Genomic DNA, 22,292 nt, shown 5'->3' with positions numbered 1-22,292 from the left:
GACCGTGTCTGTCAGATTGCCGACAAAGGCGCTCTGAAACTACTCGTGGACCAGGGCTTCCAGGCGGGCCAAGTCGGGCAGGCAGATGACGCCCCGGGCGCGCATCTCGATGACGCCGTCGCGTTCGAGGACATTTAAGAGGGACGACACGGTCTGGCGGGAGGAGCCGACAATGGTGGCCAACTGTTCGATGTTGAGCCCATGGGAGAAGCACAGGATGTGCTCGGCGTCGGCGCTGGCCCGTTCGGCTTCGTAGAGCAGCAGCTGGATGAGGCGTTTCCGCACGTCGAGAAAGGCCAGGCCGTCAATGACCGAGAAGGCGTGGGACAAGAGATCGCCGAGCACCTTGACCATGGAGGAGGTCAGCGCCGGCATGTCGGCCAGGAAACGGCGCACGGCGGCCAACTCGGCCACGAGGATGGTCAGGTCGTCCAGGGCTTCCACCGAGGCCCGGGTGTGGGTGGTGTAGACATCGCCCACGTCCAGGATGGCCATGGTGAATTCTTTGTCCTTGTAGGACAGGTAGACCCTGGCCCGGCCCTTGGCCACGATGAACAGGGAATTGCGGGCTTCGCGCGGGGCGTACACCTGCCGGCCTTTGGGGAAGTGCCGGGGCACGAAAGCGGCCCGCACGGCGGCAAATTCGGGTTTGTCGAGGTCGCGCAGGAGATCGGAATCGGTCAGGCGCATGGGCGGGATCAGTAGGTCACGTCGCCGGCGCTCACGGCTTCCCTGGCGGCGTCCACGGCGTCGGCGTCAAAGGCCGTGCCCCGGTGACGGGCCAGTTCCTCCAGGGCGACAGAGACGCCCAGCGCCGGCCGGTAGGGGCGGTTGGAAGCCATGGCGTCCAGGACGTCGGCCACGGCCAGGATACGGGCCGGCTGGCACAGTTCTTCGCCGCCAAGGCCTCTGGGGTAACCTGAACCGTCCAGGCGTTCATGGTGGCAAAGGACAATCTCGGCCACGGGCCAGGGGAAGTCGATGTCCTTTAAAATTTCATAACCCGTGGCCGCGTGCTGCTTCATGAATTCCCATTCCAGGCCGATGAGCCGGCCGGGCTTGCACAGGTAGCGCACGGGCACGCTGATCTTACCGATGTCGTGGAGCTGGCCGGCCACCTGGATGCAGTCCACGGCGTCGCGGTCAAGCCCCAGGCGCTTGGCCATGGCCGTGGCCAGGCGGGCCACCGAGTCCTGGTGGCCGGCGGTGTAGGGGTCGCGGAAGCGTACGGTGGTGGACAGCGATTTGACGGTCTGGTGAAACAGCGCCTTGGTGCGCTTGAGGTTGTGGCGCAGGGCCTCCTGGGAGCGCCGCCGTTCGGTGACGTCTTCCATGGAGCCTTCGTAGAGCACCACCGCGCCGTCGCCGCCACGCACGGCCCTGGCCTGGACAGACACCCAGATGCGCGTGCCGTCGCCGCGCCGCAGTTCGGTTTCCATGGCCCGGACCACACCGGTTTCGCTGAGGGCGGCGTGGAGGAATTGCCGGTCTTCGGGGTGGGTGAAGAGGTTGGCCGCCGCGTCGCCCAGGGCGGTCAAAGCTTCGGGGGAGGCAAAACGCAGCATTCGGGACAAGGCGCCGTTAACCGTGACGAAGCGTCCGGCCGGCGTCATCTGGAAAAGCCCTTCCACGGCGTTTTCGAAAATGGTGCGGTATTTTTCTTCGGCCTCGGCCAAGGCCCAGCTCGTGCTTTTTTCCTCGGTGACGTCGCGCAGGAAGCCGACATAAAAGACGTCTCCCGCAGGTGAAACCGTGCGTTTGGCCGATTCCTCGATCCAGATCACGAAGCCGTCGCCGCACATGGCCTGATAGCGCCGGCCGGCCACCACGCCGCCGGCGGCGAGTTCATCCAAAACGGATTTCCGGGCATTGGGGTCGAGGTAGAATTGTTCCGGGCAGTCGGCCATGGCGGCCAGAAAGGCGGCCGGGTCGACATAGCCGAAAAGGGCGGCCGTGGCGTTGTTGACCTCCAGAAACGCGCCGTCCAAGGCGCGCAGATACACGGCCGCGGGCACGTCGTGGAAGAGCAGGGCGCTGGCGTCGGCCATGGCCGCGTCGGCGGCGCGGTTTGGCTCGGTTTCGGGCGGAGAAGGGTTCGTCATGTTCGGCCGATGAAGCGTCGCACCACGGCCACGAGGCTGGCCGGTTCGAAGGGCTTGACCACCCAGCCCGAAGCGCCGGCGGCCAGTGCCTTGTCGCGCAGGTTTTTTTGCGATTCCGTGGTCAGGACGAGGACTGGCGTGAACCGGGTGTCGGGCCGCTCCCGCAAGAGTCCCAGCAGCTCGATGCCGCCGATGTTGGGCATGTTGATGTCGGTGATGACCATGTCGAAGCCGCTGTTGACCTTGTCCAGGGCGTCGGCGCCGTCCACGGCCTCGACCACGTCGAAACCGGCTTGGCGCAGGGCGCTGGATACCAGGGAACGCACGCTCACCGAGTCATCCACGGTCAAAATTCGTTTTTCGGCCATTACTACTCCTTGCCGGCCCTGGCCTCGATACTTACCATAGGTGAACATATGAGGCATCGGAATCCTTGGCAAGCCTTCCCGGGCGCGCGGCGGGGGCGTTTGCGCCCGCGTGGACAGGTCGGGCGGCCCTGTGTTAGGACTTTTGCCTTATACAACCAACGGGCCGCTTCGGCCCCATCCGTCCCCTGGAGGACTCCAGTTTGAACAGCTTCGCGAAAAATCTCATGCTCTGGGCGGCCATCTCCCTGGTCATGGTCGTCCTGTTCAACTTGTTTAACCAGCCCCAGAGCCAAAGCGCCAAGCTCTCCTATTCCGAATTCATGCAGAAGGTGAATGCCGGAGACGTGGTCTCCGTCAAGATCCAGGGCAAAAAAATCACGGGCGTGGCAACGGGCGGCGGCAAGTTTTTGACGTATGCCCCCGAGGACCCGAATCTTGTCGGCTCGCTCATGGCGAAAAAGATCGAGGTCATGGCCGAACCGGACGAGGAATCGCCCTGGTACATGACGCTGCTCGTGTCTTGGTTTCCCATGCTCCTGCTGGTTGGCGTATGGATCTTTTTCATGCGCCAGATGCAGGGCGGCGGCGGCCGGGCCATGAATTTCGGCCGCTCCCGGGCCCGTATGATCACCCAAGAACAGACGCGCATCACCTTTGAAGACGTGGCCGGCGTGGACGAGGCCAAGGAAGAGCTGACCGAGGTGGTGCAGTTTCTTTCCGACCCGAAGCGATTCACCCGTCTTGGCGGGCGCATCCCCAAGGGCGTGCTGCTGGTCGGCTCGCCCGGCACCGGCAAGACCTTGTTGGCCCGGGCCGTGGCCGGCGAGGCGGGAGTGCCGTTTTTTTCCATCTCCGGTTCGGATTTCGTCGAGATGTTCGTGGGTGTGGGCGCGGCCCGGGTCCGCGACCTCTTCCTGCAGGGTAAGAAAAATGCCCCATGCCTGATTTTCATTGACGAAATCGACGCCGTGGGCCGGCAGCGCGGCGCAGGCCTGGGCGGCGGCCACGACGAGCGCGAACAGACCCTCAACCAGCTCCTGGTCGAGATGGACGGCTTCGAATCCAACGAAGGCGTCATCCTTATTGCCGCCACCAACCGCCCCGACGTCCTGGACCCGGCCCTGCTGCGGCCCGGCCGCTTCGACCGGCAAGTCGTGGTGCCCACCCCGGACGTACGCGGCCGTCGGCGCATCCTTGAAGTCCACACCCGCCGTTCGCCCCTGTCCCCGGACGTCGATCTTGAGGTCCTGGCCCGGGGCACCCCCGGCTTTTCCGGCGCGGACCTCGAAAACCTGGTCAACGAAGCCGCCTTGCAGGCCGCCAAGATCAACAAGGATCGGGTGGACATGGCCGACTTCGAGCACGCCAAGGACAAGGTGCTCATGGGCAAGGAGCGTCGCAGCCTCATCCTCACCGATGACGAGAAGCGCACCACCGCCTACCACGAGGCCGGCCACGCCCTGGTCGCCAAGAAGTTGCCCGGCACTGACCCCATCCACAAGGTCTCCATCATTCCGCGCGGCATGGCCCTGGGCATCACCATGCAGCTGCCCGTTGACGACCGGCACAACTATTCCCGCGACTTCCTGCAAAACAATCTGGCCGTGCTCATGGGCGGCCGGGTGGCCGAGGAGCTCGTGCTCAACCAGTTGACCACCGGCGCCGGCAACGACATCGAACGGGCCACCAACATGGCCCGCAAGATGGTCTGCTCCTGGGGCATGAGCGAGGTGCTGGGGCCGCTTTCTTACGGCGAGAGCGAAAACGAGATATTCCTTGGCAAGGATCTGGTGCACCACCGCAACTTCAGCGAGGAGACCTCGCGCCAGATCGACGCCGAGGTGCGCAAGATCGTGGAATCGGCTTATCGCCGGGCCAAAAACATCCTTGAAGGCGAGCCCGAAGCCTTGGAAGCCGTGGCCAAGGCGCTGCTGGAACGCGAGACCATCTCCGGAGCCGACATCGACATGTTGCTGCGGGGTGAACAACTCCCCCCGCAGGAAGCCCCGGCCGGGAAACCGGGCGGGGCGGCCGGGACTTCCGCCGCCGCCTCGCCGGCGAGCGGGCCCGAAACCGCTTCTGGAGCCGCCACCGCCCAGGCGACGACGGCTGAGACAGCCACGGGGACAGGCGACGAGTTCACCCTGGAGCCTGACGACGGCCAGCAGCCCGAGGATTCCTCCGGCCACGCCGGCTCCGGCCAGGGCCAGGGCAAGGAATCGAAGTAGCTCGCGCCAGCGGCTTGGCCGGCCTATGCGGCCCACCATGCGACAGATACGTTCCACTGCGCCCATAAGCGGCCCTGGCGACTCCATGGAGCAGGACATGGCCTCGATCTGGCGGTTGGGCGGCGGGCGGACCCTGGACTGCTCCGGGGACCGCGTCATTGGCATCGTCAACGCCACGCCCGACTCCTTCTACGACGGCGGCCGCCACGGCGACGTGGCGGCCGCCGTATCCCATGGCCTGCGTCTGGCCGGGGAAGGGGCCGACATGCTCGACATCGGCGGCGAGTCCACCCGCCCCGGGGCCGCGCCTGTCACCGACGCCGAAGAAATCGACCGGGTCGTGCCGGTCATCGCCGAGCTTGCCCGCCGACTGCCGGACATGCCCATTGCCGTGGACACCTACCGGGCCGGCTGCGCCACCGCCGCCCTGGCCGCCGGAGCCTGCGCGGTCAACGACGTGTCGGGGCTGGCTTTCGATCCGGCGCTGCTTGAGGTCGTTGCGCAGCGCCAGCCCGGCTACGTGCTCATGCATACCAAAGGCCGGCCTGACGTCATGCAGCGCGACCCCCGTTACGACGATGTAATCGGCGAAATCCTGGCCTATTTCGAACAGGGGCTCACGCGCCTGACTCGGGCCGGGCTGCCTGAGGACCATGTGGTCCTTGATCCCGGCATCGGTTTCGGCAAGCTCTCGGAGCACAATCTGGAAATTTTGCGCAATCTTGAACGGTTTACGGTCTTTGGCCGGCCGGTCTATCTCGGGCTGTCCAACAAGTCGTTTTTCGGCGCGCTCCTTGGGCTGCCCGTGGGCGAGCGCACCGTGGCCACGGCCGTGGCCTCGGCCCTGTGCGCCGGGCGCGGGGCGCGCCTGCACCGCGTCCACGACGTCGCCGCCGTCAAACAAGCCCTGGGCCTGGCCGCCGCCCTGGCCGGCTGAGCCGGCTTTCGCCGCAGGACCGTACCATCATGGGAAGCTTTTTTGACAACTTCCACCTGTCCTGGCGTGATCTCCTGGACATCGCGGCCGTAACCTTCGTCTTCTACCAGGCCTTGCTTCTTGTTCGCGGCACACGGGCTGCCACGGTGCTCCACGGTTTTCTCTTGATCCTCGTGGTCTACTATCTTTCCGACCTATTTGGCCTCAACACCCTGCACTGGCTTTTGACCAACTTCCTCGGCTCCATTTTCCTGGTCATCATCATCCTGTTTCAGGCCGACATCCGCAAAGGGTTGTCGTCAGTGGGGACGCGCGGGTTTTTCCGGGCCAGGCGGCGCGAGGAGGTATCCGAGGCGGCCCTTGACGCCATTGTCCTGGCCGTGTTCCAGATGGCCCGCTCTCGCACCGGGGCGCTCATTGTGTTCGAGCGTCTGGTGCCCCTTGGCGACTACGTGCAGCGGGGAGTGGAACTCATGGCCAGACCGAGCCGCGAACTGCTCGGCACCATCTTTTTCCCGGACACGCCGCTCCATGACGGAGCGGTCATCATCCAGGGTGATACTGTGGCCGCCGCCGGCTGCATCCTGCCGCTGATCGCCGGCGTGCCCCTGGACGCGAGCCTGGGCACCCGCCACCGGGCGGCCCTGGGCATTACCGAGGAAACCGACGCCTTGGCCGTTGTGGTCTCCGAGGAACGGGGCGTGGTGTCGGTGGCCGAAGGGGGCAAGCTCATCTCCCCGGTGGACGAGTTGACGCTTAAAAACATGTTGTGGAACCTCACGGCCAAACGCCCATGAAATCGAACTGGCAATACCTGGCCCTGGCCCTGGCCTTGTCGCTTTTTTGCTGGTATCTGGTCACAGGCCGGGAAAAAGTCGACGCCTGGATGCCCATGCGGGTGGAGATGACGGGGTTGCCCGAAGACCTCTACATCAAATCCGGTATGTTGGGGGCGGTGGACGTGCTGGTGCGCGGTCCAAGAGGCGTGGCCCGCAAGATCGACGAGACCCAGCTTGTCTACAACCTCAACTTGTCCAAGATTGTTCCGGGACGCAACATCGTCCTTTTTGAGGCCAGAAATATCGTTTTGCCAAAGGTTTACGAGGCCGTGGAGATACGCCCGGCCCGGCTTGAGCTGGAGGTGGAGCGCCGCGCCGTCAAGACCGTGCCGGTCAAGGTGATGCTGCGGTCATCGCTCCCGGACGGGTATTCCATGTCGGCGGTGCGGGCCGTGCCCGAATCCGTGCGCCTGTCCGGGCCGGCCGGAAAGCTCGACAAGATCAGCGAGATCCGTACCCAGCCCATTACCGTGCCCCAGCCGATTCCGGCGCGCTACGACGAACGGGTGCCCCTGGACGTGCCCGAGGACGTCGATGCCTCGCCGCCGGCCGTACAGGTGGTCATGGGCTTTGCCGCCAAGGAATCGGAGATCACGCTGCGCGCGCCGCTGGCCGTCAAAAAACCCAAGGGCCGAGAGGCCGAGGTTTCGCCCCAGGCCGTCACGCTGCGGGTCAAGGGACCGGCGGCCATCATCGGCGACAAGGATTTCCCGGGGTTGGTCGAGGCCGCCTTGGAACTGGCTGCCGACATCCAGCCGGGCAAGTACGAGGCTTCCTACCGGGTCAAGATGCCCCAGGGCTGCGAGCTCATTGAAGCCAAGCCCGACAAGGTTTCCCTCACCGTCAAATGAGGCCGGCGTGAACCGGCCGAATCAAGGAATGGACAACAAGCTTTTCGGCACCGACGGACTGCGCGGACGGGTTAACGCCTATCCCATGACCCCGGACGTGGTCATGCGCCTGGCTCTCTCGGCCGGCCTGCACTTTCGAAACGGCAGCCGCCGCCACAAGGTGCTCATCGGCAAGGACACCCGACGTTCCGGCTATATCTACGAATACGCCCTGTCCTCAGGCTTTTGCGCCGCCGGCATGGACGTCTTTTTGACCGGGCCGTTGCCGACGCCGGCCATCTCGTTTCTCACCCGCGACATGCGGGCCGACGTGGGCGTGGTGATTTCGGCTTCCCACAACCCGGCCTGCGACAACGGCATCAAGTTTTTCGACCACATGGGTTTTAAGCTCCCCGACGCCGTGGAAGCCGAGATCGCCGCCCGGGTCGAGGGGTATGCCCAGGACTGGCGTCTGCCCGATCCCGACCATGTGGGCCGGGCCTTCAAGCTGGAGGACAGCCCCGGCCGCTACAACGTGTTTCTCAAAAATTCCATCCCCCTGGACGTCAACTTCGAGGGCCTCAAGATCGTCCTGGACTGCGCCCACGGCGCGGCCTACCGGGTGACCCCCCAGGTCTTCGAGGAACTCGGGGCCAAGGTCATCAAGATCGGCGTCGATCCCGACGGCTCCAACATCAACCAGCGGGTGGGTTCGCTTTTCCCCCAGCAGGTGGCCCGCATGGTCGCCGAGGCCGAGGCCGACATTGGCATAGCCCTGGACGGTGACGCTGACCGGGTCATCGTGGCCGACGAAAAGGGGCGGATTCTCGACGGCGACCAGATCATGGCTATCTGCGCCCTGGATCTTATGGAGCGGGGGGCTTTGCCAGGTAATCTGCTCGTGGCCACGGTCATGAGCAACATGGCCCTTGAAGTGTTCATGAAGGACCACGGCGGCCGGCTGCTGCGAACCCCCGTGGGCGACCGCTACGTGGTCGAGGCCATGCGGGCCCAGGGCGCGGTGTTTGGCGGCGAGCAGTCCGGACATCTCATCTTCTTAAATCATAGCACCACCGGCGACGGCACCCTGGCCGCCCTACAGCTCATGAAGATCATGGTGCGCAAGGGCAAGCCGCTGTCCGAACTGGCCACGCTGTTGTCCCCGTTTCCGCAAAAACTCGTCAACGTGCCCGTGGCCCGAAAAATCCCTTTCAGCGAGGCCCCGGCCATCGAAGCCGCGGTCAAGGACGCCGAAGCGACCCTTTCCGGGCGTGGACGGGTGCTGTTGCGCTATTCCGGCACCGAATCCCTGGCCCGGGTCATGGTCGAGGCCCAGGACGCGGCCCTGGTCGAGTCGCTGTGCGACTCCCTGGCCGAGGTGGTGGCCAGGGCTCTGGCTTAAGCCGAGGAGCCCTGGAACTCCCTTTTGGGGCTGGACTTGTTTATCTAAACGAATTAACTTCGCGAGGCGATGCCGGCCGCCCCGAAAGGGGAGGGCGCGGCCTCGGCGGAGAGGTCATCATCCGGAGGGCCGGCGCGTTTGCGCGGGCCGCCGCCTCCGAGAAAATACCCGGGCAGTGCGCGCATTCAAGGAGAAGAGCATGGAAATCAAGAAGGTGGTCATTCCCGTCGCCGGATGGGGTACGCGGTCCTTGCCGGCCACGAAGAACATCCCCAAGGAAATGCTGCCCGTCTACAACAAACCCGTCGTGCAGTACGTGGTCGAGGAAGCGCAAGCCTCGGGGCTTCAGGACGTGGTGTTCGTCACCAACCGCAACAAGACCATCATCGAAGACCACTTCGATTACAACCTCACCTTAGAGGATCTGCTCACCCGCACCAACAAGACCGAGATGCTCAAGATGGTCCGGGAAGTGGCGGAGATGGTCAACATCATTTCCGTTCGTCAGAAAAAGCAGCTGGGCCTGGGGCATGCCGTGCTGTGCGCCCGCGAGGTCTGCAAGAACGATCCCTTTGCCGTCATGGTCGGCGACGACCTCATGTTCAGCATGGAACCGGGCATCAAGCAGCTCTTGACCGTGGCCATGACCGAGCACATGCCGGTCATAGGCGTCATGGAAGTTCCGCCGCACATGGTTTCCCGCTACGGCATCATCGACGGCGAGGAATTCGCCCCGGGCATGTACCGGGTGCGCGATCTGGTGGAAAAGCCCAAGGTCAACGAAGCCCCGTCGCGGCTGGCCATCGTCGGCCGCTATGTGCTGTTCCCGGACATCTTCTACCACCTGGAGAAGGTCACCCCGGGCCACGGCGGCGAGATTCAGCTCACCGACGCCCTCAAAGGCTTGGCCGGCAACAACCGCCTGCTCGCCGTCAAGATTCAGGGCCAGCGCTTCGACGCCGGCGACTGGGTCGACTACCTCACCGCCAACATCTACTTCGCCCTGCACGACGAGGTTCTGCGCGAGTCCCTGGTGCCTCGCCTGCGTGAGCTTTTGCCGTTTGGCAACTAGGCCCGTCGCCCTTGTCCGCACCTTTTTGTCGCCCGGGGGCGTAAGCCTCCCGGGCGATTTTTTTGCCATGCCATGAACGACGCCCTGGCCGTCGCCCTGACCACCCCGCCTTTTAGCGTGCTGACCTATGCCGTGCCGGACGGGTTTGCCCTCGCCGACTTTCCGGTGGGCCTGCGCCTGCTGGTTCCGGTTGGCAGGACGCTGCGCGTGGGCGTGGTGGCCGGCTGCGGCGTCGCCGCGCCCCCGGGCGTGACCCTGCGCCCGGCCCTGTGGCCCCTGGAGCGCGCGCCGCTTTGCGACGCCGGCTATCTGGAACTGGCCGCCTCCCTGGCCAGCCGGCATATGGCCACGGTTGGCCGCATCCTCGGGGCCATCCTGCCGCGTGGGCTGCGCTCGGCCAAGGTGGTCTTTACCTGCCGCGCCGCCGGCCTGCCCAAGGCTCTGACCGCAACTGCGTTGTGGCGCAAATCCTCTGATGAACGTTTGGAACTCGCCCCGGCCTGGCGGGACGGGACCATGGCCTGCCGCCTGGAAGCCGGGGAGAGCGATCCGCTGTGCTGTCTTGCCGCCTCGCCGCCCTGGCCGGTGCGGCCCGGCGCGGCCAAGCAGGTGGCGGTCCTCGACGCCCTGTGCGACGCTGGCCCCATGGCCCTGTCCGAACTTAAGGCTAAGCTCGGCCCGGGCACCCTGCCTCTGGTGCGCCGGCTGGCGGAACTGGGGCTGGTGCGCATCGAGGAGCTCGAAACAGCGGCCCAGGTCCAGCCGGCCGAGACGTCCGCCGCCGTTGCCTTGCCGCCGCTCACCGACGAACAGGCCGCCGCCATGGACAGCCTGCTGCCGGCCTTGGACAGCCCCGATGGCGCGGCCCGGCTGGTCTACGGGGTCACCGGCAGCGGCAAGACGCGCCTTTATATGGAACTTGTGCGCCGCACCCTGGAACGGGGCCGCCAGGTCTTGCTTTTGGCCCCGGAAGTGGCCCTGGCGGAAAAGCTCCACCGGGCAGCCTGCCGGGCCTTTCCCGAAGTCGGGCCGGCTTTTTACCACGGCTACCAGTCGCCGGCCCTGCGCGAGGCGCTTTTCTGGCGCTGCGGCGGCGGGTCACCGCCGGCCATCGTGGCCGGTACGCGCTCGGCTTTGCTCCTGCCGCTGCGCGACCTTGGGCTTATTGTCCTCGACGAAGAGCACGACGGGGCTTTCAAGCAGGAAGACCGGCTGCCCTATCAGGCCAAGGAAGTGGGTTTTTTCCGGGCCAGGCAATCCGGGGCGCTTTTTGTCCTGGGGTCGGCCACGCCGGACGTCAAGACGTTCCATGCCGCCCAGTCCGGCCATGTGCCCATGGTGCGTTTAGAGCGCCGGGTGGGCGGGGGCGGAATGCCGCGCGTGGAAATCGTGGACATGCGCGGCGCGGCCAAGCTCACGGGTTCGGCCGTTAACCGCGAAACCGGCGACCGGGTCGGCGTGCTCACCGACGCAAGCGCCGCCGCCCTGGCCCAAACCGTGGCCGAGGGCGGCCAGGCCATGATTCTCCTCAACCGCCGGGGCTATGCGCCGCTGCTCTTCTGCCTCGATTGCGAAACCCCGGTGCGCTGCCCCCACTGTGACCTGTCGCTCACCTTCCACAAGGACCGGGAGCGGCTGGTGTGCCACTACTGCGGCCATGCCCGGCCCCATCCCTCGCCCTGTCCGGGCTGCGGCGGCACGAGCTTTTTGCCCATGGGCGTGGGCGCGGAGATGCTTGAAGAACAGCTGGCCGGCGTGTTGCCGGCCGAGGCGGCCGTGGCCCGCCTTGACCGCGACGTGGCCCGTCGTCCCGAAGAGGCCCGGGCCGTGCTGGCCGATTTCGCCGCCGGCCGTTCCCGGGTGCTGGTCGGCACCCAGATGCTGTCCAAGGGCCATCATTTCCCGGACGTCACCCTGGTTATCGCCGCTGACGCCGACCTGGGCCGCAACCTGCCGGATTACCGGGCCTCGGAACGGGCCTTTCAACTGCTTACCCAGGTGGCAGGCCGGGCCGGCCGGGGCGAGCGGCCGGGCAGGGTGCTCATCCAGACCCGGATGCCCGAGGATCCTTTTTTTGGTTATGTCCTTCGTGGCGATTACGAGGGCTTTTTCGACGAGGAGCTTTCCCGCCGCCGCCGGTTGTGTTATCCGCCATTTGTGCGCCTGGGCCTGGTGCGCCTGAGTTTTCCCCGGGACTACGAGGAAGGCTACGCCCTGGCCGCCGCGGCCGGCGAGGCAATGCGCCGGTCGGCGGCCGCCGTCGGGGCGCGCCTGCTGGGGCCGGCGCCCGCGCCCTTGGCCCTGGTCGCTGGTCGGCGGCGGTTGCACTGCCTCATCAAATCGCCGGATTGGCCCGGGGTGCGCCAGGTGTTCGCCGCCGGGGCCAAAACCCTGGAGAAGGCGGACAAGGTGCGCTGTACCCTGGACCTGGACCCGGTGGACATGCTGTGAACCGATAGCCTTGGAGGCCATGGCCGATGGAAGCTTTTGTCAACGACGACGCAAAATTGCTGCGGGAAGTCGAGAGAGCCTTGACCCGTCGGCGCAAGGACGGCCTCGACGGGCTGGTCGGTAATCTGGCCGCCGTGGTCATAAACGTGGCCGAGGCCGACCTCGTGCCGGCGGCCGAGGAACTCCTTGGCGGCACGAGCCTGCGCTTCGAGGCCGCCCTGGACCATCCCTTGAGCCCTGGCGGCGGCCCGGCAATCCTGCTGCGCGATCTCGAAGGCGCGGATTTTCTGCTCAAAAGCCGACCGGCCGGCCAACCCAATCCCTTTGTCGCCTACAACGGCGGCCACAAAACCGCCGGAGCCGCCCCCGGCCGTCTGGAAACCTTTGTTTTCGACTGCCCCGACCTGGCCCGTTACGTGTCCATCCAGCGTGGCCGGGGAGTCGCCTTCGCCACCCCCGAGCCCGTGGTCACCAACGTCTTTTCCTACATCGAGACCAAACCTTCGGCCCATACCGGCAACGCCCTGGGGTTTATCCAGTGGAACGGCCGTCCCGGAGCCTACGTCCATGGCCGGTCCAACCTCCTGCCCCTGGCTCCGGCCGGGCCGGACGCCGCCGCGCGTCCCTATCTCGCCCGCATCGGCGGCCTGGACCACGTGGCCACGCGGGTGCGGGCCGCCCACCGCGACGCGGCCATCGTGGAGTTTCTGGAACTGACCAACTACCGCTTTGATTTCGCGGTCTACGTCGAATCGCTCAATTCCATCACCAACGTGGCCCGGCTTCGCGACGGCGACTACGCCCAGGTGTTCACCTCGGGCATCGCTTCTCCGGACAGCGGGGGAGACGGCGGCCCCACCGAGGCGTTTATCGCCAACTACGGCCTGCGGCCCCATCACATGGCCTTTACGGCCGACGGCATCGAAGACGTGGTGGCCGGCCTTGTCGCCGACGGCATGGGCTTTCTTTCGGAGCTGGTCGGCTCCCGGGAGGAAGGCCTCAAACAGATTTTTTCAGCCATGTCGCCGCGCACCATGCTGGTCAACGAGTACATTGAGCGCTATGACGGGTTTGACGGGTTTTTCACCAAAAGCAACGTGACCCGGCTCACCAAGGCCACGGAAAACCAATAACCGGAACGGGTCGACCGCCCTTACGGCCACTGCGCCGGCGATCCGGCTCCCGGAGCGGAAATCCATGCCGATTCCCGAGCCCACAAGCCGCCTGTCCCGCTGGCTTGGCCCCATGCCGACCCGTGTTTCACTCCTCTACGCCCTGTTTGGGCTGGTCTGGATTCTTGGCTCGGACAATCTGGCCGACGCCTTGTTCCGGCACGATCCGGACATCCTGTTGCGGGTATCCTCCCTCAAGGGGTTCTTCTTTGTGGGCCTGACCTCGGTGCTGCTTTACACCTTGCTACGCCGCTACGACGACGCCTATCGCCACAAGGAACAGGAACTGCGAGACAGCGAGGAGCGCCATCGGTTGGTGGTGGAGTTCGCCCCGGACGCCATCCTTATCCACGACGGCGTGCGGTTTCTGTACGCCAACCCGGAAGCGGCCAAGCTGTTTGGCGCGCCGTCGCCCCAGGCCATAGAAGGCCGGGAGATCATGGATTTCGTGGACGGAGAAGTTCAGGCTTCGGTCCGTGAACGCATCCGGCAGAACATTATTGAGCGCGTGCCGGCTTTACTGCGCGAACAGCGTTACCGCCGCCTCGACGGCGGCATGATCGAAGCGGAAGTGGCGGCCGTGCCCTTCGACGTCAACGGCGGTCCCGGCGCGTTGGTCTTCATGCGGGATGTGGGGCCGCGCAAGGCCGCGGAGCGCAGCCTGCGCCGCAGCGAGCGCCAGTATCGACTCTTGGCCGACAATGCCCACGACCTCATCAATATTTTTGACGAAAACCTGGGGCTCACGTACGTGAGCCCCTCGGTGACCCGGCTGCTGGGTTTTTCCGTTGCCGAAGCCCTGGCCCGGCCCCTGGACGTCGGCATGACGCCGGATTCGGCCCGGCGTGTCCTAGAGGCTTTCCACTTGGACCCGGCAAAGCCCGTGGACAGCAATTTCGTGCGCAAGCTTGAAATCGAAGCCTATCGCCGGGACGGCTCCATAGTGTGGCTGGAGTCCATGATTCGAGGCGTTTTCGACCAATCTGGCGCATTCCGCGGTTTTATCGCCGTTTCGCGCGACATCAGCGACCGCAAACGGGCCGAGACGGAACTGGAACTTTCCAGGCAATTCAGCACGCTTATTCTGGAAGCCATTCCCGATCCGGTTTTCGTCAAGGACAGCGCCCACCGTTTTGTCCTGGTCAACGAGGCCCTGTGCGCCATGCTTGGGCAGCCGGCCGAGGTTCTTATTGGCAAGAGCGACGAGGATTTCGTGCCCATCGAGCAGGCGACGGTCTTTGTCGAGCGCGACAACATCGTTTTGGAGACCGGCCAACCCGATTTGTACGAGGAGTACCTGACCGACGCCACGGGACAGGTGCGCACACTGCTGACGCGCAAGGGGCTTTTTGTCGATCACCGAGGCCAGCGCTTCATTGTCGGCGTCATCCGCGACATGACGGCGGAAAAAATCAGGGAACGGGAATTGCGCGACTCCCTGGCTGAAAAGGAAGTGCTGCTCAAGGAAGTGCATCATCGGGTCAAGAACAATCTGCAAATCATTTCGAGTCTGCTGTTTTTGCAAAAAGACGCGATGAGCGACCCTGTTTTGCAAGGCGCGCTGGAAGAAAGCCGCAACCGCATCGCTTCCATGGCCCTTATTCACGAGGAACTTTACCGTTCGGGCGATCTGGCCCGTGTGGACATCAAGGAGTATCTGGAGCGGCTGGCTCCCAAGGTGGTCCATGCGTTGCGCGGAGCCAAAAGCGTCGGCTTTGCCCTCAGCTTGGCCGATTGCCGGGTGTCCGTGGACAAGGCCATTCCTGTTGGGCTTGTCGTCAACGAGTTGCTCACCAACGCGGTCAAGCACGGACTGGCCAGCCGGGATACCGGGGCCATCCGGGTGCGGCTGGAGCGCGATGGTGTCCTGGCCCATATCACTGTCGAAGACGATGGCGCGGGCTTGCCCCCGGGGTTTCATCCCGATGCCACGCGTACCCTGGGGATGCAGCTCGTGGTGCAGCTCACCCGCCAATTGCGGGGTACCCTGTCGTTTGGAAGCAGCGGCGAGGGGGCTTTTTTCCGTTTGAGCTTTGCCCCCGAGGACAGCGCCGCCTAGTGTCGCGCCCTCCAAAAGCATACAAAGCAACTCGCGGGCAACAGGCTACTATCATTGATTATTTTTAACAAATACTATCGTATTTGTTAAGGGACGCAGCGCCAGACGCGTCGCCGTTCCTGCCGTCAAAAGCCGGCGTCAAGTCTAGGACCGACCTGGGCCAACACCTCGTATTTGCGGCGCAGATCGCTTGTGGTCGCCTGCCGGAGGGCGGCGGCCATGGCTGCGTAGCGCCCGGCGTGCTTGGCGGCGAGTTTTTGCCAGTTGGCTTGCCCGCCGGCCAACTGGTCCGGGCGCGGCCGGACCAGGGCCGGAGCCGGGCGGCGGTGGGCTACGGCCAGATGCCCCTGATAGACTGGCGGCGTGCCAGCCAAGGCCAGTCGCCAGTCATGGTCCACGTCGTCGTACTGGGACGGGCTGAAGCGGATGTCGAAGCCGCCGGTTCCAAGCAATCGCTCCCGACGAAAGAGATGGCAGCAGCCCATGACGGTGAGACACGGCCGTAAGTGGGCAAAGCCTCCGAAATCAAATCCTTGAGCATGAAGGCCCGAGAGCTGCGGCTCCTCCTGCCCCTGATCAGGGGGCAGGAGCATGACATCGACTCCCTGGGCAATGGCCGGATTGACGGCGTCCAGGACCCGGCAGCCCCAGACGCCGGCCTCGGGATAGGCCTCGGCGGCGGCGGCAAGCCGGGCGATCCAATCGACGGGCAAATCCACGTCATCATCGAGGTAGGCGACATGGGCGGCCTCGGCCAGACGATCATCGCTGGCCAGCCAGTTGCGGGCGGCCGGCGCGCCGACATTGACCGGTACCCGGATGGCGGCCAAACGGTCGATCCCGACCCGGTCGGTCCAGGCGGCGACCACGTCGGGCGTGGCGTCGCCGGAGGCGTTGTCGAGCAGCAGCGTGCGCACGGTCCCGTCCACCCGGGAAAAGTCCGAGGCAAAAAGGCTGGCCAGGGTTTTGTCGAGATCGTCGGCCTTGTTGAAGGTGTAAAGGGCCACGCACAGGTCGCTGGCCAGGCGCCCCAGGCCGCGGCGACGCCCTGAGATCAGATCGTATAAGGCCAGACCGGCCGAGACGTGCTCGGGGAAGTCCCGAAGAAGCGCAGCCAGGGCTTTGGCGGCAACGTCCTCCCGGCCGGCGGCCAGGGCAGCCAGGGGACGGCGAAACAGGCCCGCCGGCCAGGGGGCCAGGGCCTCGGCCGCGTCGTAAGCGGCCAGGGCGGCCGGGGAGTCGCCGCGAAGCAGGGCTAGGTCGCCCGCGACCTTGTGCCCCAAGGGCGTCAGCTCTCCAGCCAGGGCCAGTCCGGCCAGGGCGGCCGCCCGGTCGAAATCCCGGCCAAGGACGGCCCGATGCAGGGCGATGTGGAGCCAGAACAGGGCGGCCCGGCCGTTTCGGATCTCGTTTTCCAGATAGGCCTCAATACGCCCCGGGTTGCTGGCGGCCAGGAGCCGTTCATAGTAGGCGACGCTCTCGGGCGGCCTGAACCGGGCAGCCAGGGCCTCGACCTGAGCGGAGAAGGCCGGATTGATCCGGCCCGGGGGCGCGGCGCGAAGGGCCTGGGCCAGGGCGCCGGCCGTCGGGCCGTAAAGCGGGTCTTCCTCCAGGGCGGCGGCCAGCAGCTGGCGGCGAAGGCGCGGCCAGTCGGCGTTGTCAGGCGCGGTTTCCCCGGCCGCCTGGGCCATGGCGGCCGCCCGTAGCAGGTGGTCGCGGCCAAGGGTTCCGGCCAGGAGCATATCGGCCAGCGGTAGCGGGAAACCGGGTGTGTCCAACCAGAGCGGAGTCATCATGGGCCTCCCTGGGCAATGTCCCGCCAGAGCTCGCCGTAGACGGCGGCCTGGGCGCTGAGCAAATGGCTGCGGTCAAGAGTTTCCCGGGCCTGAAGGGCCAGGCGGCGGCGCAAACCGGCATCCCCGGCCAGCCGGGCCACGGCCTGGGCCCAATCTCTCGGGTCCGGGCCGACTAGGAGTCCGGTGCGCCCATCCTCCACCACCTCGCGGTAGGGCGGCAGATCAGCGCAGACGCTTGCTGCCCCGGCGGCGGTGTATTCCTGCCATTTGACCGCGCTTTTGACCCGATTAAAAGGCGTGTCGGCCAGAGGTGCCAGGCCAATGGACAGGCCAAGTCGCGGCAGACGGGCAGCGTAGGCGGCGTAGTCGGCGCTAAAGGGGATGGCGGTGGCGTCGGCCGGAAAATCCGGCGGCGTCGGGCAGCCAAAGCAAACGAACCGGCCAGTGAAATCGGGTTGTCGGGCAAGCTCGCCAAAGGCCGGTGCAAGGCAGGCCAGATCGGCGGCATGAGATGGCGTGCCGGCAAAGCCGATGGCGGCAACCGGACGCTTTGGCGGCGCGGCAAGGCTCCACAGGGCGTCGGGCAGGAAGTTGGGCAGCACCCGCACCTGTCTGGCGCGACCGGCGTACACGGCGGCCAGGGCCGGTGTGCTCACCGTGACGCAGGCCGCCCGGGCGATGGTGTCGCGGACGAAAGGCAAAAGCGGGGCCAGGTGCGGGAAAAAAGCGTGTTCCGGCGGTGTGGCCTCGAAATCGTCGTCGGTGTCGTACACAACGGGTTTGCCGCTGGCGAAGGCCGCCTCGAGCAGGGAAGCCGTGGCCGGTCCGGGGAAAAAACGCTGGATGAGGATGAGGTTGGCCGATTCGATAACGGCCGGACTTACGGCATGGCCGGCCCCTTGGGCGGCGACTCCGGGGATCAACCGTACGGCCGGCCCCAGGGCCCGGGCTGGTTCGTATACCCGCAGCCGGGCGCAGGCGGCAAAGGGATCATCGAAACCGTAGTAGGCTATGGTGAGGGGCGAGGGCGGCATGGCGGCGCGGGGCGCTTGCCCGGAACGGGTCACCGGGCAAGCGCCAGATTGAGGCCTTAGGCTCCAAGAGCCTTGGGACCTTTTTGCGGCGAACGGAAGACGATCTCGGCCCGGGCCGTGTGGGGGTCGTTGTATGACACGGTGATATCCACGGATTCCTTGAAGAACTCCGCGGCTCCGCGCAAGATGCCCTCGTAGTATTCCGGGTAGCCGCGCTTGGACATATACGTCATGATCAGACGGTTGCCCTTGTCTTCGTAGGTGAAGCGGGGGGGCATGAGTCCGGGCATGTCCTTGGTGAGCCGGGCGTGGGTGTCATTCATGGTCAGATAGAATTCCTTGAGGGTGTCGCCCTTGAAGTAGCGCGGGTAGTGCTTGTGGAAGCCCTTGATGGTGTAGCGGCCAAGAACCAGGAAAACGTCCTTAACGGTCTTGCCGGCTTTTTGAGCCGCCAGTTCGGCCATCTGGCGCAGCACCTGATCCGGGTAATTCTGGGTGGGCAGGAAGGTGGGGTGACCCATATCTTCCTGCATGGCTTCATAGACAGCCTCGCCGTACTGGTCCTTGATAAATTTTTGCATGAGCTTGGGCAGGATGCCCTTCATGTTGCCGCTGGATTCCCGGAGGTGGACGGCGTTTGATTGACGCTGGGCAAAGGTCGTGGCCAGGGTAAGCAGGGAATTGGCCAGTTCGGCCAGTTCGCGCGTGGCCTGGGCGGTCTGGCCCGCGCCTTCGTCGGCCTCGGCGGCCACATGGGCGATGACTTCAATGTTGCGGTTGATCTCTTCGGCAGCGGCGGATTGCTGTTCGGCGGCCGTGGCGATCTGGCTGACCTGCCCGTTGACCTCGCGGATGCGGGCCATGATGCGTTCCAGGGATTCGCCGGCCTTGTGGGTGGCCTCGGTGCTGGCCGCCACCCGGGCTTCGGTCTCCTGCATGGAGGCCACGGCGTGCTGGGAGCCGTCCTGGATTTCGCGGATGGATTTTTCCACTTCCTTGGTGGCGGTCATGGTCTTTTCGGCCAGTTTTCGCACCTCGTCGGCGACCACGGCGAAGCCGCGACCGGCGTCGCCGGCCCGGGCCGCCTCGATGGCGGCGTTGAGTGCCAGCAGGTTGGTCTGGTCGGCGATGTCGTTGATGACGCTGATGATGCGGCCGATCTCGGCAGCCTGGCCGTCCAGGGAAGTGAGCACCTGGCCGAGCTTGCCGGCTGATTCGGCCACGGCCTTAATGCCGGACACGGCTTCCCGGACTTCCACCGAGCCGGTTTCCGCAGCCGTGTTGGCGCTTTCGGCGGCATCGGAAGTCTGGGCGGCGTTTTTGGCCACTTCCATGACCGTGGCCGTCATTTCTTCCATAGCCGTGGCCACGGCGTCGGACTGCCCCTTTTGTTGTTGGGCGCCCCGGGCCTGTTCGTCGGAGGAGGCGGACAGCTCTTCGGAAGCCGAGGCCACGCGTTGGGCCAGTTCGTTGATTTCGCCGCCAAGGTTGCGCAGTTCGGCCTGGGCGTGCTCCAGTTCTTCCTGCTTGGCCCGCAGCGGCGTCAGGTCGGTCATCGTGGCCACCGCACCGAGCAGGTCGCCGCGCAGGCCGTGAAAGCAGGCGACAAAGAAAAAGCAAGGCAGAATGCGGCCGTCCCACAGGGTCAGGTCGCGTTCGGCCTGCAACGCCTTGCCTTCGCTTAAGCATTTCTCCGTAAGCGAGATGCCGGTTTTATTATAGACGGCCTGGCTGACGGTCTTTCCCACAACATCATTTTTGGATTTGCGCAACATGTCGCACAAACTCTGGCTGCAATGGGTGATGATGCCGTCCTTGTTGGTGATGAAAAACGGCGTGCTGACGGCATTGACCGCGCCTCGGTAATACTCGCGCCGCAACATGTTGCAGGAAAGGGCCTGGGCGGCCTGTTCACCAAGCGGTCCAAGTGCTTTCCAGGCATTGACGTCGTCAAGATGAAACGCAGTTGGATCATTGTTGATTGTCAACAACCCCTGATACAGCATCCGTATGGGAGCGTTGACCCGTGAAGCGAGGACAACGGCTGCAATGCAGCCAACAACGGCTACCGGAATGGCAATATATAAGTTGGGGAAGAAGGCGACGACGAGGAGGCAAACACTGAGTGCCAGGCCCAGCAACAGGGTTGGCGCGCCGGGCGACGGCGTGGCGCTATGGTCGTTCATGGATGCTCCTGATTACAATTTGTTTTCATACAATACCATTTGAGGCGAAAGGTCAATGCTGTTTGAGGTGTTAAGACGACGTATGTAGTTGCTTTATTGTTGTTTGAGGGCCGTAGCCGGCAAAACGGCAGGCAGGCGGCCCGAGAAGCGAAAGGGGGCAAACAAGCCCTGATAAAGCGCCTCCAGACTGGCAGGAGCTTCGCCGTAGGTGGCTAGCCGCGCCCCGGACTGCGGGACCAGGGCCAGATCGTAGGGCGACTGGGCCGCCACCAGCACGAACCCGCGGCCGGCCTTGGCGGCCAACTCCCGGACCAGCCGTTCCTGCCCCGGCCGGCGGCGCAGGTCCGTGGCCAAAAAAACGACGTTGCCGGCCTGGGCCGCCTTGTCGAGGGCCTCGGCCATGGCCGCGTCATCGGGATCGGCCGGTAAAAAGAGCGCGCGCGGCCCGGCCCAGGCGGCGATGGCCGCTTCGGCTTCAGCGTCCACGGCCTCGCGGCCAAGGCGCGGCCGGATGACCAGACAGCTCTCGGCAGGCAGGGGCAGGGCGGGGCTTGTCGGGCCAACGGCCGTGAGGCTGCGTCTGGCGATGCGCCGGGCCAGCACGGCGTCTTCGGGGCGGCCGATCTGGCTGACCGGGTCGGGAACGGGATTGGCCAGGGCGGCGGCGTCCAACAGGCCGTAGCGTTCCTTGAGGCGAAGGACACGCCCCACGGCGGCGTTGAGCCGGGCCATGGGCACGCGCCCCGAGCGCACGGCCTCGGCGACGGCGTCCATGGCGGCCAGGCGTTCGCCTGGTGAGCGGCCGGCGTCCGCGCCAACGAGCAGCACGTCGGCCCCGGCGGCCAGGGCCCGTACCGAGGCTTCAGGGATGCCGTAGGTGTCGGCCACGGCCCCCATGCCCAGGGAATCCGTGAAAATGACGCCGTCAAAACCCATGCGGCCGCGAAGCGTCCCCTCCAGGACCCGGCGCGACAAGGTGGCCGGCAGGTCGGGTTCGCCGTCCAGGGCCGGGACGACCATGTGGGCGGTCATGACCGCCGGCGCGCCAGCGGCGAAAGCGGCCCGGAAGGGCGGAAAATCAAGCTTGTCCAGGGCGGCGGCGTCATGGTCCGAGCGCGGCAGGCCGACGTGGGAATCGATGGTCGTGTCGCCGTGGCCGGGGAAATGTTTGGGCGTGCAGATCATGCCGGCGGCGCCGTAGCCGGCCGTGGCCGCTCCCGTGAAACGGGCCACGTCGGCCGGCGCGGAGCCAAAGGACCGGATGCCGATGACCGGATTAGCCGGATTGACGTTGACGTCGGCCACGGGCGCGAAATTGACGTTGATGCCCACAGCCCGCAATTCCCGGGCAGTGGCCGAGGCGGCCAGGCGGGCCAGATCGGCCCTGCCAGTGGCGGCCTGGGCCATCTGGCTGGGGAAGAGGGTGAAGCCTTTTCGCAGCCGGGCCACGGGCGCGCCTTCCTGGTCCACGCCGATCAACAGGCCCAGGCCATGCCTGGTGGCGGCGGACACCGCCTGGAGGCCGGCGTTTAAGGCGGCCAGTTGGCCCGGAGATTCGATGTTGCCCGGGACGCCGTAGAGGATGACGCCGCCGAGATGGCGCTGCCGGATCAGACCGGCGATGTCGTCGGAAACGGCTGGGCCAGCGAACCAGACCATGAACACCTGGCCGACTTTTTCCTCCAGGGTCATCTCCCCGGCCAGCCGGGCGGTTCGGGACGCGGCCGAGGCCTCGACCGGGGTCGCGGCGCAAGCAAGGAGAATGGACAACAGCCAGACGAAAAAGCGGCAAAGAACCATGGAAGGCTCCTGGGAT

At 65.5% G+C, this 22,292-nt stretch carries 16 protein-coding genes; 9 read left to right on the top strand and 7 right to left on the bottom strand.

Annotated elements, in window-relative coordinates; genetic code table 11:
- Positions 1–39: 39 nt before the first annotated feature.
- From DMR_RS12315 to DMR_RS12305, 3 genes are read right to left on the bottom strand one after another with little or no spacing between them, the layout of a single operon-like run.
- Positions 40–690 carry a Crp/Fnr family transcriptional regulator gene (locus DMR_RS12315; RefSeq protein WP_015861245.1) on the bottom strand — a complete coding sequence of 217 codons (651 nt, stop codon included), beginning with the start codon at positions 688–690 and terminating at the stop codon, positions 40–42.
- A gap of 8 nt (positions 691–698) precedes the next feature.
- On the bottom strand, positions 699–2,102 hold the full coding sequence (locus tag DMR_RS12310; RefSeq protein WP_015861244.1) for an HD domain-containing phosphohydrolase: 1,404 nt from the start codon (positions 2,100–2,102) through the stop codon (positions 699–701).
- Positions 2,099–2,470, bottom strand: coding sequence for a response regulator (locus DMR_RS12305; RefSeq protein ID WP_015861243.1), 372 nt, complete (start codon positions 2,468–2,470; stop codon positions 2,099–2,101). The genes DMR_RS12310 and DMR_RS12305 overlap by 4 nt, the downstream gene beginning before the upstream one ends.
- A 200-nt stretch (positions 2,471–2,670) precedes the next feature.
- Here DMR_RS12305 and ftsH point away from each other — a divergent pair, with 200 nt between their 5' ends.
- From ftsH to DMR_RS12260, 9 genes are all read left to right on the top strand, one after another.
- Positions 2,671–4,698, top strand: coding sequence for an ATP-dependent zinc metalloprotease FtsH (ftsH, locus tag DMR_RS12300; RefSeq protein ID WP_015861242.1), 2,028 nt, complete (start codon positions 2,671–2,673; stop codon positions 4,696–4,698).
- Between the two features lie 85 nt (positions 4,699–4,783).
- Positions 4,784–5,635 (top strand): dihydropteroate synthase, encoded by an 852-nt coding sequence (gene folP / locus DMR_RS12295; protein ID WP_043600617.1) that lies wholly within the window; start codon positions 4,784–4,786, stop codon positions 5,633–5,635.
- A 29-nt stretch (positions 5,636–5,664) separates the two neighbouring features.
- A complete protein-coding gene (gene cdaA, locus DMR_RS12290) occupies positions 5,665–6,432 on the top strand; it encodes a diadenylate cyclase CdaA (RefSeq protein ID WP_015861240.1) in 768 nt (255 codons plus the stop codon).
- Entirely contained in the window at positions 6,429–7,325 is an 897-nt protein-coding gene (locus tag DMR_RS12285; RefSeq protein WP_015861239.1) for a CdaR family protein, read from the top strand. Before cdaA ends, DMR_RS12285 begins: the two co-directional genes overlap by 4 nt.
- A 28-nt stretch (positions 7,326–7,353) precedes the next feature.
- Positions 7,354–8,706, top strand: coding sequence for a phosphoglucosamine mutase (gene glmM / locus DMR_RS12280; protein ID WP_015861238.1), 1,353 nt, complete (start codon positions 7,354–7,356; stop codon positions 8,704–8,706).
- 199 nt (positions 8,707–8,905) lie between these two features.
- Entirely contained in the window at positions 8,906–9,778 is an 873-nt protein-coding gene (gene galU, locus DMR_RS12275; protein WP_006919691.1) for a UTP--glucose-1-phosphate uridylyltransferase GalU, read from the top strand.
- 72 nt (positions 9,779–9,850) lie between these two features.
- On the top strand, positions 9,851–12,229 hold the full coding sequence (gene priA / locus DMR_RS12270) for a replication restart helicase PriA (RefSeq protein WP_015861237.1): 2,379 nt from the start codon (positions 9,851–9,853) through the stop codon (positions 12,227–12,229).
- A gap of 26 nt (positions 12,230–12,255) precedes the next feature.
- The gene (locus DMR_RS12265; protein WP_015861236.1) at positions 12,256–13,362 is read left to right on the top strand and encodes a hypothetical protein; all 1,107 of its coding nucleotides are present in this window, start codon (positions 12,256–12,258) and stop codon (positions 13,360–13,362) included.
- Positions 13,363–13,426: 64 nt separating this feature from the next.
- Positions 13,427–15,460: a PAS domain S-box protein gene (locus tag DMR_RS12260; RefSeq protein WP_015861235.1), complete on the top strand. Its 2,034-nt coding sequence runs from the start codon at positions 13,427–13,429 to the stop codon at positions 15,458–15,460.
- Between the two features lie 125 nt (positions 15,461–15,585).
- On the opposite strand, the gene DMR_RS12255 is transcribed toward DMR_RS12260, so the two are convergent.
- The 4 genes from DMR_RS12255 to DMR_RS12240 all read right to left on the bottom strand — a co-directional run bounded on the left by DMR_RS12255 (position 15,586) and on the right by DMR_RS12240 (position 22,276).
- Complete coding sequence (locus DMR_RS12255) at positions 15,586–17,256, bottom strand: glycosyltransferase family 2 protein (protein WP_015861234.1); 1,671 nt, start codon at positions 17,254–17,256, stop codon at positions 15,586–15,588.
- Positions 17,253–18,290: a glycosyltransferase gene (locus DMR_RS12250; protein ID WP_015861233.1), complete on the bottom strand. Its 1,038-nt coding sequence runs from the start codon at positions 18,288–18,290 to the stop codon at positions 17,253–17,255. The genes DMR_RS12255 and DMR_RS12250 overlap by 4 nt, the downstream gene beginning before the upstream one ends.
- Positions 18,291–18,346: 56 nt before the next feature.
- Positions 18,347–20,476, bottom strand: a complete 2,130-nt coding sequence (locus tag DMR_RS12245; RefSeq protein ID WP_015861232.1) for a methyl-accepting chemotaxis protein — start codon at positions 20,474–20,476, stop codon at positions 18,347–18,349.
- 93 nt (positions 20,477–20,569) lie between these two features.
- Entirely contained in the window at positions 20,570–22,276 is a 1,707-nt protein-coding gene (locus DMR_RS12240) for a glycoside hydrolase family 3 protein (protein ID WP_015861231.1), read from the bottom strand.
- Between the last annotated feature and the right edge of the window lie 16 nt (positions 22,277–22,292).

The organism is Solidesulfovibrio magneticus RS-1, from assembly GCF_000010665.1.
Classification (GTDB): Bacteria; Desulfobacterota; Desulfovibrionia; order Desulfovibrionales; family Desulfovibrionaceae; genus Solidesulfovibrio; species Solidesulfovibrio magneticus.
Note: the sequence above shows the minus strand (reverse complement) of the source record. Positions and strands in the feature narration are given on the sequence as shown.